Here is a 13,562-nt window from a genome sequence, read left to right as displayed (position 1 = left end):
CTTTTTTATTTTTTCAAATCAAATCATTATGATATAAGGTTAGTAGTTTGATTTAGCCTGGACGCATATGCTTACGTTTATTTTGTTACTGGGATTCTTAAGCATCGTGTTTATTCCGATGTTCGCAATGCTCTATGCTGAAAACAAACTCATTAACCATGATTCAAAGAAAGTTTTATTTTGGCTGAGCTTTCTACCCAGTGTCTGCATTTTTCTATTGTATGGTGTTTTAAAGCCAAATGATCCACCTGTGATTGCATCTCAGCAATGTGGCGTAGTGCAGTTTTATCAGTTACATAAGGTTCGTCGTCGTGAAGCATTTGAGCGTGTCAGTATTCGATTTGAGGGTGATAAATACAATCGGCATTTGTTGTTTGGCCAGCACTTAGAGAAAGTGCCGAAAGGACACAAGGTCTGCTTTGAATACTTGGACAGGTTTAAATACCCACATTTGTCAGAATCTAAGCTGCTGAAATGGATTGAACCCACCGAAATACAGACCAGTATTGAAGCGAATCAGATAAAATAAAGTATATTTTATGATTAGAGCAGAAATATGGCTGTCGCTGAAGCATATCTTGCAACGCAAAATTGTTATTTTAATTATGAATTTGAAGAGCTGAATATAGCGGATAACTTCCCAGAAGAGTTGTCTGTTTCTCTACGTGGAATCATGTACAGACATGAGATTCAATATCCTGATGCCACCTATTTTATTTATTATAGTGAGATATTGACTGGTAATGAATTGCAAAAAATGAAAGATGATTGGCAGCGATATTGTCCACTTCCATAATTGAAAAATATGAAGATAATTAAATGCATGATTCAAACTTTTATTCAGGACGATCTAAGAAGCTCACTTTAATGAGCTTTTTTTTTTGAGAAATCCACATTAGTACACCCGTAAACATTGCCCCTATCGTTGCTAAAAGCATATCCATGTGTGCATCCCAAATATCACCTTGCTGACCATTATAATTTTCAGCATCTTCAGGCGATAAGCCAAGCGCAATGAGCCATTCCACCCATTCATAAATCAAACTGCTTGCCATGACAAATTGAATGACTAAAAAATATAAAACGATCGGTTTGTTTTTTGGAAACCAGACTTCAAACAAGCGCAATAAAACAGGGTAGAGCAAAATACCATAAGCCAAATGCACAAAACGGTCATACATATTGCGTGACCAACCCATGCTCTGATCTAAATTGAAGCCAAAGCTGTGCAAAATCCAATCATTATAGGGCACATAAGAATACAGATAATGTGCTCCGACAATATGAATCAGTAAAAATATTAAATACAGCACAAAGCTAGAAAAACTCAGTCCTACTTTTTTAAACGCAATCAATAAAGCCGCGAGCATAAAAACTGTGCCTGCCTGATGCAGTAGACACGATTCAAATTCCAGTGGTTGAATACTGGCAGCAAGCATGGCGAGTATAACCAAGCCTAAAGCACAGTAATGTTGAATGCGGAATTGATTTTGCATGTGATGTTTAAGTTGGAAGATTTGTTTTATTCTAATAAAAATGCGAAGCCGAAGCTTCGCATTTTTGTATTGTGATGAATGCTTTTACAAATTAGATTTTAGCAATTAAATCTTGAATTTGTTTTGCTTGTTCAGCTGCATTACCTGTGTAAGTTGCAGGCGTCATTGTCGCTAAACGTGCGCGATCTGCTGCAGGAACGCCTTCCAACTCATTACCATTCACGAAATCTACCATCATGTCACGTGTCATAGCTTGACCACGTGTAAGAGCTTTTAATTTTTCGTATGGTTTTTCGATGTTATAACGACGCATCACAGTTTGAATTGGCTCAGCCAATACTTCTTGAGCATTGTCTAAATCTTCAAGAATACGTTGTGCGTTCAATTCAAGTTTGCCAATACCTTTAGAGCAAGCTTCAAATGCGATCAAGCTTTGTGCAAAACCAACACCCATATTACGCAATACAGTCGAGTCAGTTAAGTCACGTTGCCAGCGAGAGATTGGTAATTTTTCGCCTAAGTGAGCCAAGACTGCATTGGCGATACCCAAGTTACCTTCAGAGTTTTCAAAGTCAATTGGGTTTACTTTGTGCGGCATGGTTGAAGAACCAACTTCACCTTCTTTCAGTTTTTGCTTGAAGAAACCAAGTGAGATGTAGCCCCAAACGTCACGGTTGAAGTCGATTAGAATGGTGTTGAAACGACGTAGCGCATCAAACAATTCTGCCATATAGTCGTGTGGCTCAATTTGAGTCGTGTATGGGTTAAAGCTTAAACCTAAAGATTCTACAAATGCTTGAGAATGTGCAGGCCAGTTGATTTCTGGGTATGCAGAAAGGTGAGCGTTGTAGTTACCTACTGCACCATTGATTTTGCCCAAAAGCTCAACTTGCTTGAACTGTTTGATTTGACGTGCAAGACGATATGCCACGTTTGCCATTTCTTTACCCAAAGTTGTTGGGCTTGCAGTTTGACCGTGAGTACGTGACAACATTGGTTGATCTGCGTGTTTTTCTGCCAATGCAACAATCGAATCAATGATTTGCTGCATCGCTGCAACCAATACTTCACGACCATTTTTAAGCATTAAAGCATGTGACAAGTTGTTGATGTCTTCTGAAGTACAAGCAAAGTGAATGAACTCACCTGCATTTTTTAACTCATCAATGTTGGCAATTTTTTCTTTTAAGAAATATTCAACTGCTTTTACGTCATGGTTGGTGGTGCGTTCAATTTCTTTAATGCGGTTGGCATCATCTTCAGAGAAATCTGCAACAATTGCATCTAATGCAGCATTCGTTGCAGCACTGAAAGCAGGTACTTCGGTAATTTCAGGACGATTGGCAAGCGCTTGTAACCAACGCACTTCAACAGTCACACGAGCATGGATTAAACCAAACTCAGAGAGGAAAGGGCGGAGAGCATCACATTTGCTTGCATAGCGCCCATCTAATGGAGAAAGTGCGGTTAAAGCGTTCATATCGATTCCTTAAACTTTGGAATTAAACCTAAAACAAAAGCGTGTTCAGCATGGTTTAAACCACCTGATACTGTAAACGCGCCAGATCTTGAATATCACGTAATAATTTACGTTTGCTAAATACCATGCCCCATGAACTACCACCAAGTTGACGCCAAAGGTGTGCCATTTGTAAGCCTGTAAAAAGCGAAGCTCGAATTCGGTTGGTATGTGCAGAATCCTTAAATGCTTCTGCATTGCCACGTACCATAATGCGCGGGTTAATTTGTCCCGCAGTATCGACATAGGTTTGGGCTAAATTGGCAATAATACTGGGATGCAAATAGTTATGATCAAAAAATGAAAGTTGTTTTAAGATTTTTTGCTGTGACTGCTCAATAATTTCGACGTATTTAGGATTGCTATACACTTTCTTTTCTAATTGTAAGAGTGCCATCGCATACGACATGGGTAGTTTGGTATTGGATAGTTTAGGTAAACGCGATTTAGGAGCAGTATTAAAAGGTTGGTTGATGCTGCTTTCTAGCGTTTTTAAACCCAAAGAAATATCGGCCAAATGATTAAAAAAATCCAAAGTTTGCGAACTGTGATTGCTACTTGGACGGATATTTAAACTGGCTTTAATTAATTGCTCAAAATAAAAGTTACCGCTTTCACCAATACTTTGTCTGCCTGTGAGTGCAGTCATGTGCGTGAGCTGGGTGGCTTGAAACACACCCGCTAACGCCAAGGCACGATTTTGGCGAACATTCAGAGTTGGTGACTGTTGAAACGGTAACTCTGTCATCCAAAACAATCCTTAAATAAAATCGGGTTTAGGTGCATTGGTATGGTGAATCACACCACCGCCTAAACACATTTCGCCTGAATAGAATACGACACTTTGACCAGGAGTGACTGCACGTTGTGGTTCATCAAATTCCACACGTACACCGCCAGGCATGCTGTCATCATTGAAAATTACACAGTCCTGATCATCTTGGCGATAGCGAGTGCGACAAGTACAACGGAAGCCTGACGCTGGAATTTCTTGTTCACCTGCCACCCAATCAATTGCTTCGCTCCATAAAATAGTGCTTTGCATGAGTGGATGTTCATGACCTTGACCAATCACTAAACGATTGTTTTCAATATCTTTATGCAGGACAAACCATGCACCTTCAGCAACACCTTTTAAGCCGCCAATACCAATCCCGCCACGCTGACCGAGCGTATAGTACATTAAGCCGTGATGTTCACCAACCTCTTTGCCATCGTCTAAAACAATTTTTCCAGCTTGAGCAGGCAAATATTGTTTTAAGAAATCATTAAAGCGACGTTCACCAATAAAGCAAATCCCTGTCGAGTCTTTTTTCTTGGCAGTGACTAAATCTAGTTCTTCGGCAATTTTTCGGACTTGCGGCTTTTCAATTTCGCCCACAGGGAACAAGGTTTTATTGATTTCACGACCATGCACTGCATGTAAGAAATAGGTCTGATCTTTATTTTTATCTAAACCACGTAACAGTGGAGCGTAGGCTTCACCTTTGGAGTTGTACTGCGTTTCACCACGACGAGCGTAGTGGCCTGTAGCAATAAAATCTGCACCTAAATTCATGGCGTGATCTAAAAAAGCACGGAACTTAATTTCTTTATTACATAAAATATCTGGGTTTGGCGTGCGTCCTGCGGCATATTCGGCAAGAAAATGCTCAAAAACTCGATCCCAATATTCCATCGCAAAGTTGGCTGTATGCAATTTAATGCCTAGCTTGTCGCACACCGCTTGCGCATCGGCAAGATCTTCCATTGCGGTGCAATATTCGGTGCCGTCATCTTCTTCCCAGTTTTTCATGAAAAGCCCTTCAACTTGATAACCTTGTTGAAGTAGAAGTGCAGCAGAAACAGATGAATCTACACCACCTGACATACCGACGATGACACGTTGTTGCATAGGATTAGGCATCCAAACTAGAAATAAGGGGAGAATTTTGGTGCTCGTAAATGAGCGATAAAGGATAAGATTGACCACTGAGCGCATCTTGAACCGCTTTCAGTACCAACGGACTTCGGGCACGTGCTGATTCAGCCAGTTCGTCTGCAGACATCCATACTGTACCAATAATATCGGGATCGAGCTGGGCTTGCGCATCATGTTGCAGCGATTCGGCTAGAAAGCAGAAGCGATAATAGGTGCGGTCAGGAAACATAGGCGGAGTATAGCTATAAATACCGAGTAAGGCATTAATTTTCACCCGATGCCCAGTTTCTTCCATGGTTTCACGTATTGCTGCTTCAATTAAGCTTTCGCCAGCTTCAACATGCCCTGCAGGCTGATTAAACACGCTATGCGTCACACCTTCTGTATGTTCTTCAACAAACAGGAATTTTCCGTTTTTTTCGATAACGGTGGCGACAGTAACGTGAGCAGTCCAAGCGGTCATTGAAAAGCACCATGGGGTAAAACGCATATTCTACAAAATTTAGGGGGATGTGGCTATGTTGAAAGGGGATTTCTTTAAAACTGTAAATGTAGGTTTGTGTAGTTGTGGGAAGATGTGAGGGGTACTTTGTTCTTTGATTCATTTGGTGATGCTGGATGTGATCTCATTTGCGCTAGGTGTTGTTGCCAAAGTCAAAGCTATTGCACAAATAGAAAAAGAGGCAGATATTGACCGTAAAGCTTTGTATAAAACTCTAAGTCAAGATTCAGCCTCTCGATTTGATAAGATTAATCATGTCATTCATACACTGAGTTTAAAATTAACGGTGCAGAACGTGTAATCCCTCAAATTACAACAATCAAAAAGAACTTTGAGGGGGGGATTATTGATAATTCCCCGCCACTTTTACATAGTGTCGTGCAGAATAAGGCAAAAACTCTTTTTCTTTGTCGGTTAAAGGACGAACTTTTTGCACAGGGCTACCCACGTACAAATAGCCACTTTCCAAACGCTTACGCGGTGGCACTAAAGACCCTGCGCCAATCATTACATCATCTTCAATAATGACATCATCCAAAACAATTGTGTTGATGCCCAATAACACCCGATTGCCAATGGTGCAGCCGTGTAAGGTCACACCATGTCCAACTGTGACATCTTCGCCAATAATCAGCGGTGAACCTTCAGGTTTGTCGGCTTTTTTATGGCTAACATGCAGCATGGCATGATCTTGCACATTGGAATTTTGACCAATCCGAATATGGTTAACATCACCACGAATCACGGCAAATGGCCAAACCGATACATTTGCGGCCAAATGCACATCACCAATCACCACCGACAATTCATCTACATAACAGCTTGCGTCAATTTTTGGGGTTTGCTCTAAATAAGCACGCACATTTTTTTTCATAATGGACAAATCTTTAGCTTATAAATTTAGGATTGAGGACAGTATAAAATAAAAAAGCACACATGCGGGCATGTGTGCTTTGCGCTTTAGTCTAAGCTTATGAATCTTAGAATAAGTTGCTAAAGAATTGTTTGATATGGTCTAGCATACGTGCAAAGAAACCCGCTTCTTCCACTTCCTGCAACGCCACCAATGGTTTTTCAGCAATCACTTTACCATCTAAGGTTGCGACATATTTACCAATCACTTGACCTTTTTTCAAAGGAGCAGTCAATTTAGGTTGAACCACCAATTGAGTTTTAATTTGGTTGGCTTTGCCTTTTGGCATGGTCACGTTAAAGTTTTCTGGCAAACCAATTTGTGCTTCTTTGCTTTTACCGTACCATACTTTTGCTTTAGCTAAGACTTGGTTGGCAGGCTGTACACGTACAGTTTCGTAGTTTGCATAACCCCAAGCTAACAATTCACGAGTTTGAGTTGCACGAGCTTGCATGGTTGGCGCACCAAAAATCACCGAAATTAAACGCATTGGGCCACGTTTAGATGAAGTGGTTAAGCAGTAACCCGCTTCGTTGGTATGACCTGTTTTTAAACCATCCACGCTTGGGTCGGTATATAACAGGGCATTACGGTTGCCTTGTTTAATTCCATTAAAAGAAAACTCTTTTTCAGAATAAATTGGGTAGTATTTTGAGCTGTCATGGATGATGTGCTGCGCTAAAGTCGCCATATCTTTTGCGGTAGAAAAGTGACCTTCAGCAGGCATACCCGTAGAGTTCATAAACTGGGTATTGCTCATGCCAATACGTTTGGCTTCTTCATTCATCATGTGAACGAATGTGCCTTCATTACCTGCAATGTGCTCTGCCATAGCTTTAGATGCATCGTTGCCCGATTGCACGATAATTCCGCGTAGCATTTCAAGTACGGTTGCTGTGCCATTTAAAGGAACATACATACATGATTCTGTGCTGCTGCCACGACACCATGCAGACTCATTCATGCGGACTTGTTCATCTTCCGTGAGTTCGCCTTTTAATAACTTTTGTTCAATGATGAAACTAGTCATCATTTTGGTCATTGAGGCAGGGGCGAGTTTTTCGTTTTCATTTTTTGAAGCTAAAATTTGTCCCGTCTCATAATCCATCAAAACGTATGATTTGTTATTGAGTTCTGGTGGTGTAGCTAAGACAGTTGCTGCATAAGAAAAGCTTGGTAATAGTAATAATGCAGCAAGGGCGCTTTTTGGGGTCATTCTAAGAGGTTCCAATACTTGAGGTATGCACAAAAGAGCTAGCATTTTAGGGCAAAGCTCAGCCGACTTCTATGGGAGAAATCGGCTTATTGATAAAAGTATTGTAACCAAATTGTATTATCTGCTATATGCTGTCAATTCTTGGCAAATTGCTTGGTTTTTGGCTGTTCCAGCAGCTTTGGCATCGGCACGGGCTTCTTTTAAAATTGGCTGGAAGCTTTTTTGTTTGCTGAGTTTACTTAAGGCAGTAACAGCGTCTTTTTCTTTAGGCATATATTCTTGGGCAAGTTTTGTATAACCCTGATGAAATTGATCTTGTTCTTTGACTAGTGAAGGGCAAACTTCAGATAACACATAAATAGCGGCTAATTCTTGCTGAGTCACTTGTTGTAATGGCGTCACTTCAATATTTTCTTCTTGCGCAATTGCGGCTTGACTTAAACCCAAACTGAGCGCAACTGCGCCAAAAAAATGAACTGCACGTGAATTTTTTAAGCCAGAAAATTGCATATCAAGTACCTTAAATATTGTTTGAACTGAATCTACCGATTCATTTAAGTGCTTATAAGATGAATCATTTATTTGCGAATTGAAAGAGTGAAAATGTATTAAAGCTGTGTGATCTGAGCGCAAATCATGTATAAAAAGTGAAGATTAAAGTCTGAAATTTGAAAATCAGTGGCTTGATATAAAGCGTAAAATAATAGTGGAAAAATACCAGATATAAAAACTAAGCATAAAATTTAAGGCAAACTTTGAAAGTTTGCCTTAAAGGGTGAGTATGCAAAATTATTTACAGGCTCAAAATAGTATTTAAATCATGTGATTTAAAGTGCTAATTCTAAAGCTTCCTGACACACTACTTTTTGCTCTTCTTTGGCTGTATCTTTTGCTGCTTCACGCGCTTCAGCTAAAACGGATTGATATTCTGCGTCGGCTTGTAGTTTGGCAAGCGTCATGTTCGATTCTGAATAATCTTGTAGATAAGTTTGAATCAGTACTTGAATATTGGCATCTAATTTTGCATTTTTTCCAATCAGTGCAGGGCACATTTCAGTCATGACTTGTGCCGCTGCAACATCTTCTTTCACAATCGTATTGGCTTCTGCTGCAGTCAAATCTTCTGCAATTACAGACTGCGTTAATACAGCAGCAAAACCTAGACCCAATAAACGACGAAATGACAAAGCTAAAATCATGAGAATCACATATATTTTTGGATGGATGTTAAGCGCTAAATATATATAATCTTTTGTATATTTCAATGAAATGTGCTGATCAGTCATTTTGTTGTCGTGTGCTTATTAAATGTGCTTAGGCATGAATCAGGCACAAACAAGTTTAAGATTGAACCGACGTTGCTATATTTTAGTATATAACCTTTATATTTGTTTTATCTGAGATTTTTCTGTGAATATTTTGATAGCCAATGATGATGGCGTGTTTGCACCTGGTATCCAAGCTTTGGCGAAAGCCTTAAAACCTTTGGGTCGCGTGGTGATTGTTGCACCCGAAAGTGAACGCAGTGGTTTTTCGAGTGCGCTGACTTTAGACCGACCATTACGTCCTGTGCAAATTGCTGAAGATGTCTGGGCAGTGAATGGTACACCTGCAGACTGTGTCTATTTGTCGATGAATGGATTGTTCGATTTCGAATTTGATTTGGTGGTCAGCGGCATTAACAGCGGTGCAAATCTAGGGGATGATGTACTGTACTCAGGCACAGTCGGTGCGGCATTTGAAGGACGTTTGATGAAACAGCCTGCGATTGCGGTATCACTTGCAGGGCATAATGTACGTGCTTATCAGCATCCGCAAGATTATATGCAGGCAGCGCAGTGGGTACATGACTTTATTGCTCAAGGTTTACCAAGTTTACCTGCACGACATATTTTTAATGTGAATATTCCAGATGTGCCAGTGTTGCAGGGCACAAAAATTACCTATCAAGGACAGCGTACCCAATCTAAGCCAATTACTAGTCAGGTCGATCCACGAGGGCGTCAAGTGTATTGGATTGGTTTGTCGGGCGAGGCAGTGGCTGCACCGAAAAAAGGCTTAACTGAAATTGAGTCTGATTTTTTTGCGGTAGCAAATGGCTATGTCAGCGTGACACCAATTCAGATGGATGCCACCAATTATGACGTTTTGCAATCATTGCACAGTCAATTTTCCCAAATTGGCTAACTAATGTTATAACTTTGTGAAAAAGTAGCTTGTAAGCCTCATTACAAGGACTTTTTTGCTACTCTTAGCGCAATAGAAAATATTTAGAATTTGTAGAGAGGAAAGAATGCCTGTGGTGTTTCAGTATCGTTTATTTAGCACACCAACAGCATTGTTGAAAACCTTAGTGTTATCAAGTGCTGTTGTGGCTACCGTCGTGTTGAGTGGTTGTGCCTCTAAACCTCAAGTGAATAATTCTGCACGTTATGCAACAGCGCCGAATTTTTATACTGTACGTTCAGGTGATACTTTAAGTGGTATCGCTGCACGTTATGGTTTGAGCTATCTCAGCATTGCAGAAATGAATGATATTGCACCGCCGTATCGTATTTATGTCGGGCAGTCGATTCGTTTGAAAGCGGGCAATGCACCACGTACAACAAGCACTCGCCCTGTAACGCAGGCTGCACCAATTCAACGTCAAACAGTCACTTTACCAACGACACCTGCACCGGTAACATCGACTACAACCACGACCACTAGCTCAACAACACCAAGTACACCGGTGCGTAGCAGCACATTGCGCTGGGTGAAACCATCTCAAGGTGCTGTGATTGCACAGTTTAATTTGGCAAGTAATATCAAAGGAATTCGTTACGGTGGCAATGTAGGTGACCCAATTTATGCCGCAGCAGATGGGCAGGTGGTTTATGCTGCAGATGGCTTAAAAGAATATGGAAACTTGATTTTAATCAAGCACATTGATGGTTATATCACCGCCTATGCACATAACAGTAAGATGAATGTGAGCAGTGGTCAAAACGTAACAGCGGGTCAAAAAATTGCAGAAATGGGCTCTTCGGGTGCTACACGTACCATGTTGGAGTTTCAGGTACGCCTAGATGGTAAGCCAATCAATCCGACTAATGTTTTACCAATAAATTAAATTTTGCAAATACAAAACATAAATTTCACCGTATAATACAATAGGTTGCTTTTATCGAAAGATAAGAGCACCTGTATAATTTCAGAGGGAATTTATGTTAGATCAACTTCGAGCAATGGGTGTATTTGCTTGTGTTGTTGAAAAAAGCTCGTTTAGCGGTGCAGCGCGTGATCTAGGGATCACCACAAGTGCCGTCAGTCAACAAATCCGTTCATTAGAACAAGAAATGGAAGTCACACTTCTGCATCGTTCTACTAGAAAACTGAGTTTGACTGAAGCAGGACAAGCTTTTTTCCACAGCTGTCAAGAAATGCTCGCCGCTGCTGAGCGCGGAAAAATCCGCATTAATGAATTAAGAGATGATCTGGTCGGTGATTTACGAATTGCCACCACTCCTGAGTTAGGTGCGAATCATGTGATTCCTGCTCTTTCACATTGGATGTCGGCCCATCGTGGTTTATCTATCCATCTAGAAACCGACAATCAATACATTGACCTGATTGATGGTCGCATTGATATTGCGCTGCGTATGAGTCCAAAAATTGAAGATCAAAACCAGCATGTGATTCCAATTGCCCATATTGACCAAGTTTTAGTCGCATCACCTAGTTATTTAAATCAAACCGCGCCCATTTCACGTCCTGAAGATTTAAAACATCACGAGTTAATTCCATTAACCATTATGAAGAATTTTCAGCAACTCAATTTTAAGCATATCAGCACTGCTGAAAATGTGGATGTAGAGTTGGGCTCGCGTCTATCGACCAATAATGTGTTGGTGTCTAAATCTTTGTGTATGCAAGGGCATGGGCTTGCGCGAATTTTGCATTTGGATATTCAAAAAGATTTGCTTAATGGCAGTTTGGTTGAAATTTTGCCTGAGTGGAAATTACCCGCATTTACCTTGTATGCAATCATTTCCAAACATGAGCAACAACCGATGAAAGTACATCGTTGTTTGGAAGCCTTAAAACAATATTTTTCTCAATTGCCAGGTGGGCGAGTGTTTCAAGAAGCATCTTAATTGAATGTTGATAATATACTGATCGACCATTTAGTTAGCAAAAAGCCGCAGTTCAAACTGCGGCTTTTTGTTAGGGATTTATTTAAGCCAAGAATTTTTTAATCATTGCTACAAGGCGTTCAATCAATTGATCTGCCTGGGCTTGAGTAATATTTAATGTTGGCAATAAACGCACCACAGAACCTGCAGTTACGTTAATAATCATTTTGTATTCATCGCGGGCAATATCGACCAACTCTGCACATGGTTTTGGTAATTCAATACCAATCATCAAGCCAAAACCACGCACGCTTACATTTTGGTCTGCGAGTTGTTGACGCAATTGTTCCACAATGTAGCCACCCATTTTTGCTGCATTTTCTACCAAGTTTTCTTTCTGGATGGTGTCAATAACAGTGTAAACCACGCGTGAACCTAACGCAGTACCACTGTAGGTTGAGCCATGATTACCAGCAGTAAGAACGCCCACACCACGACCTTGAGTCATGACTGCACCAATTGGGAAGCCATTGCCCAAACCTTTCGCTGTAGTCAATACATCAGGCACAATATTGGTGTGCTGATAAGCAAAGAATTTACCTGTACGACCATTTCCTGTTTGTACTTCATCCAGCATCATCAGCCAGTTGTGTTGATTACATATGCGACGGATATCTTCTAGGTAACTAAAACCTTGTGGTGCAGTATTCACACCGCCTTCACCCTGAATCGGCTCGACTAAAATAGCCACAATATCAGGATGCTGAATCGCAGCTTCTTCAATGGCTTCGACATCACCAAAAGGCACACGAATAAAGCCTTCAACCAAAGGTGCAAAACCTTCCTGAACTTTTTTATTGCCAGTTGCAGACAGGGTAGCCAAAGTACGACCGTGGAAAGAGTGATCTGCAACAATAATTTTAGGATTGGCTACGCCTTGCATATGACCGAATTTACGTGCAATTTTAATTGCACCTTCGTTAGACTCTGCGCCACTGTTTGAAAAAAACACTTCTTCCATGCCAGCAACTTGCGCCAATTTTTGTGCAGCAGCAGTCTGCCACGGCACTTCAAACAAGTTACTGGTGTGAATTAAGGTAGCCGCCTGATCTGCAATGGCTTCGGTAATTGCAGGGTGTGCGTGACCTAAACCACATACGGCAATGCCTGTAAGTGCATCTAAATATTCTGTGCCATCTTCAGTATAAAGATAAGAACCTCGACCGCGGACAAAGCTGATCGGCTGACGGCCAAATACAGGCATCAAATGTGATGGTTGATCAGTTTGCACAGGAGCAAGGGTAATGTTATTCATGACTAACTCTTATCTGTTAGGTTGGAGGGAAAAACTTATATAAGCAAAATCTACTGCAGATGAAAAGCCTAATTGTAAATAAAATTGGATTTATTGCTTTAGACGTACTGTTTTGCTCGGTTTTGGGTATAATGCCACACAGATGAGTTGAGGATTTACCAATGACTGAACAAGTACGCGATACCGAAGCGTTAATTCGTGAACAAATTGCTAAACATGCTGTTCTTCTTTACATGAAAGGCACACCACAATTTCCACAATGCGGTTTTTCTGCGCGCGCAGTAGAAGCACTCAGTCAAATTGGTCGTCCTTTTGCTTATGTGAATATTTTAGAAAATCAGGATATTCGTACCACTTTGCCAAAAATTGCCAACTGGCCAACTTTCCCACAATTGTGGATTAACGGTGAGTTGATTGGTGGTAGTGATATTATGTTGGATATGTTCCAGAAAGGTGAGTTAAAGCCTTTAGTTGAGCAATACAGCCCAGCACCTGAAGCTTAAAGTATTGGACTTGGGTCACACTAGACCAAAGTCATCCATACAAAAAAGTTGATATAAAAAAA

The 13,562-nt window shown here is 40.7% G+C and carries 17 protein-coding genes; 7 read left to right on the top strand and 10 right to left on the bottom strand.

Going from position 1 to position 13,562, the window contains the following annotated elements; genetic code table 11:
- Positions 1-67: 67 nt before the first annotated feature.
- Together ACEO2X_RS01705 and ACEO2X_RS01700 are read left to right on the top strand one after the other, a co-directional pair.
- Positions 68-529, top strand: coding sequence for a hypothetical protein (locus ACEO2X_RS01705; protein ID WP_154320873.1), 462 nt, complete (start codon positions 68-70; stop codon positions 527-529).
- A 27-nt stretch (positions 530-556) separates the two neighbouring features.
- The gene (locus ACEO2X_RS01700; protein ID WP_154320872.1) at positions 557-796 is read left to right on the top strand and encodes a hypothetical protein; all 240 of its coding nucleotides are present in this window, start codon (positions 557-559) and stop codon (positions 794-796) included.
- 40 nt (positions 797-836) lie between these two features.
- Here the strand turns inward: ACEO2X_RS01700 and ACEO2X_RS01695 are convergent, their stop codons facing one another.
- From ACEO2X_RS01695 to ACEO2X_RS01675, 5 genes are all read right to left on the bottom strand, one after another.
- Positions 837-1,496 carry a DUF2238 domain-containing protein gene (locus ACEO2X_RS01695; protein WP_371970977.1) on the bottom strand — a complete coding sequence of 220 codons (660 nt, stop codon included), beginning with the start codon at positions 1,494-1,496 and terminating at the stop codon, positions 837-839.
- Positions 1,497-1,587: 91 nt separating this feature from the next.
- Positions 1,588-2,976, bottom strand: coding sequence for an adenylosuccinate lyase (gene purB, locus ACEO2X_RS01690; RefSeq protein ID WP_019837658.1), 1,389 nt, complete (start codon positions 2,974-2,976; stop codon positions 1,588-1,590).
- Positions 2,977-3,031: 55 nt separating this feature from the next.
- A complete protein-coding gene (hflD, locus tag ACEO2X_RS01685; protein ID WP_004971659.1) occupies positions 3,032-3,763 on the bottom strand; it encodes a high frequency lysogenization protein HflD in 732 nt (243 codons plus the stop codon).
- 12 nt (positions 3,764-3,775) lie between these two features.
- A complete protein-coding gene (gene mnmA, locus ACEO2X_RS01680) occupies positions 3,776-4,909 on the bottom strand; it encodes a tRNA 2-thiouridine(34) synthase MnmA (RefSeq protein ID WP_104851771.1) in 1,134 nt (377 codons plus the stop codon).
- A 4-nt stretch (positions 4,910-4,913) separates the two neighbouring features.
- Positions 4,914-5,399, bottom strand: coding sequence for an NUDIX hydrolase (locus ACEO2X_RS01675; RefSeq protein WP_096901080.1), 486 nt, complete (start codon positions 5,397-5,399; stop codon positions 4,914-4,916).
- Between the two features lie 133 nt (positions 5,400-5,532).
- Between ACEO2X_RS01675 and ACEO2X_RS01670 the strand changes: the two genes are divergently transcribed.
- On the top strand, positions 5,533-5,739 hold the full coding sequence (locus ACEO2X_RS01670) for a DNA-binding protein (protein ID WP_104851773.1): 207 nt from the start codon (positions 5,533-5,535) through the stop codon (positions 5,737-5,739).
- A gap of 42 nt (positions 5,740-5,781) precedes the next feature.
- Here the strand turns inward: ACEO2X_RS01670 and ACEO2X_RS01665 are convergent, their stop codons facing one another.
- The 4 genes from ACEO2X_RS01665 to ACEO2X_RS01650 form a co-directional block, all read right to left on the bottom strand.
- Positions 5,782-6,312: a gamma carbonic anhydrase family protein gene (locus tag ACEO2X_RS01665; RefSeq protein ID WP_004971648.1), complete on the bottom strand. Its 531-nt coding sequence runs from the start codon at positions 6,310-6,312 to the stop codon at positions 5,782-5,784.
- A 106-nt stretch (positions 6,313-6,418) separates the two neighbouring features.
- Complete coding sequence (dacC, locus tag ACEO2X_RS01660; protein WP_004971646.1) at positions 6,419-7,567, bottom strand: D-alanyl-D-alanine carboxypeptidase PBP5/6; 1,149 nt, start codon at positions 7,565-7,567, stop codon at positions 6,419-6,421.
- Between the two features lie 117 nt (positions 7,568-7,684).
- Positions 7,685-8,077 (bottom strand): MCR_0457 family protein, encoded by a 393-nt coding sequence (locus ACEO2X_RS01655; RefSeq protein WP_004971644.1) that lies wholly within the window; start codon positions 8,075-8,077, stop codon positions 7,685-7,687.
- A gap of 317 nt (positions 8,078-8,394) precedes the next feature.
- Positions 8,395-8,766 carry an MCR_0457 family protein gene (locus ACEO2X_RS01650; protein ID WP_371970976.1) on the bottom strand — a complete coding sequence of 124 codons (372 nt, stop codon included), beginning with the start codon at positions 8,764-8,766 and terminating at the stop codon, positions 8,395-8,397.
- A gap of 211 nt (positions 8,767-8,977) precedes the next feature.
- Between ACEO2X_RS01650 and surE the strand changes: the two genes are divergently transcribed.
- From surE to ACEO2X_RS01635, 3 genes are all read left to right on the top strand, one after another.
- On the top strand, positions 8,978-9,754 hold the full coding sequence (gene surE, locus ACEO2X_RS01645) for a 5'/3'-nucleotidase SurE (RefSeq protein ID WP_096901077.1): 777 nt from the start codon (positions 8,978-8,980) through the stop codon (positions 9,752-9,754).
- A gap of 106 nt (positions 9,755-9,860) precedes the next feature.
- Positions 9,861-10,679, top strand: a complete 819-nt coding sequence (locus tag ACEO2X_RS01640; RefSeq protein ID WP_104851774.1) for a peptidoglycan DD-metalloendopeptidase family protein — start codon at positions 9,861-9,863, stop codon at positions 10,677-10,679.
- A gap of 94 nt (positions 10,680-10,773) precedes the next feature.
- Positions 10,774-11,703 carry a LysR family transcriptional regulator gene (locus ACEO2X_RS01635; protein ID WP_104851775.1) on the top strand — a complete coding sequence of 310 codons (930 nt, stop codon included), beginning with the start codon at positions 10,774-10,776 and terminating at the stop codon, positions 11,701-11,703.
- Positions 11,704-11,785: 82 nt separating this feature from the next.
- Here ACEO2X_RS01635 and ACEO2X_RS01630 read toward each other — a convergent pair whose 3' ends face one another.
- The gene (locus ACEO2X_RS01630) at positions 11,786-12,997 is read right to left on the bottom strand and encodes an aspartate aminotransferase family protein (protein ID WP_131261143.1); all 1,212 of its coding nucleotides are present in this window, start codon (positions 12,995-12,997) and stop codon (positions 11,786-11,788) included.
- Between the two features lie 161 nt (positions 12,998-13,158).
- Here ACEO2X_RS01630 and grxD point away from each other — a divergent pair, with 161 nt between their 5' ends.
- Positions 13,159-13,500 (top strand): Grx4 family monothiol glutaredoxin, encoded by a 342-nt coding sequence (gene grxD, locus ACEO2X_RS01625; protein ID WP_019837647.1) that lies wholly within the window; start codon positions 13,159-13,161, stop codon positions 13,498-13,500.
- The last annotated feature ends 62 nt before the right edge of the window (positions 13,501-13,562 follow it).

This window comes from Acinetobacter sp. AL9 (genome assembly GCF_041464035.1).
In the GTDB taxonomy this organism is placed as follows: Bacteria; Pseudomonadota; Gammaproteobacteria; order Pseudomonadales; family Moraxellaceae; genus Acinetobacter; species Acinetobacter towneri.
Note: the sequence above shows the minus strand (reverse complement) of the source record. Positions and strands in the feature narration are given on the sequence as shown.

Excerpts from the sequence above, each read along its gene's own strand:
- ACEO2X_RS01705 (WP_154320873.1), top strand. The coding sequence starts at position 68 with ATGCTTACGTTTATTTTGTTACTGGGATTCTTAAGCATCGTGTTTATT.
- ACEO2X_RS01700 (WP_154320872.1), top strand. The coding sequence starts at position 557 with ATGGCTGTCGCTGAAGCATATCTTGCAACGCAAAATTGTTATTTTAAT.
- ACEO2X_RS01695 (WP_371970977.1), bottom strand. The coding sequence starts at position 1,496 with ATGCAAAATCAATTCCGCATTCAACATTACTGTGCTTTAGGCTTGGTT.
- purB (WP_019837658.1), bottom strand. The coding sequence starts at position 2,976 with ATGAACGCTTTAACCGCACTTTCTCCATTAGATGGGCGCTATGCAAGC.
- hflD (WP_004971659.1), bottom strand. The coding sequence starts at position 3,763 with ATGACAGAGTTACCGTTTCAACAGTCACCAACTCTGAATGTTCGCCAA.
- mnmA (WP_104851771.1), bottom strand. The coding sequence starts at position 4,909 with ATGCAACAACGTGTCATCGTCGGTATGTCAGGTGGTGTAGATTCATCT.
- ACEO2X_RS01675 (WP_096901080.1), bottom strand. The coding sequence starts at position 5,399 with ATGACCGCTTGGACTGCTCACGTTACTGTCGCCACCGTTATCGAAAAA.
- ACEO2X_RS01665 (WP_004971648.1), bottom strand. The coding sequence starts at position 6,312 with ATGAAAAAAAATGTGCGTGCTTATTTAGAGCAAACCCCAAAAATTGAC.
- dacC (WP_004971646.1), bottom strand. The coding sequence starts at position 7,567 with ATGACCCCAAAAAGCGCCCTTGCTGCATTATTACTATTACCAAGCTTT.
- ACEO2X_RS01655 (WP_004971644.1), bottom strand. The coding sequence starts at position 8,077 with ATGCAATTTTCTGGCTTAAAAAATTCACGTGCAGTTCATTTTTTTGGC.
- ACEO2X_RS01650 (WP_371970976.1), bottom strand. The coding sequence starts at position 8,766 with ATGATTTTAGCTTTGTCATTTCGTCGTTTATTGGGTCTAGGTTTTGCT.
- ACEO2X_RS01640 (WP_104851774.1), top strand. The coding sequence starts at position 9,861 with ATGCCTGTGGTGTTTCAGTATCGTTTATTTAGCACACCAACAGCATTG.
- ACEO2X_RS01635 (WP_104851775.1), top strand. The coding sequence starts at position 10,774 with ATGTTAGATCAACTTCGAGCAATGGGTGTATTTGCTTGTGTTGTTGAA.
- ACEO2X_RS01630 (WP_131261143.1), bottom strand. The coding sequence starts at position 12,997 with ATGAATAACATTACCCTTGCTCCTGTGCAAACTGATCAACCATCACAT.
- grxD (WP_019837647.1), top strand. The coding sequence starts at position 13,159 with ATGACTGAACAAGTACGCGATACCGAAGCGTTAATTCGTGAACAAATT.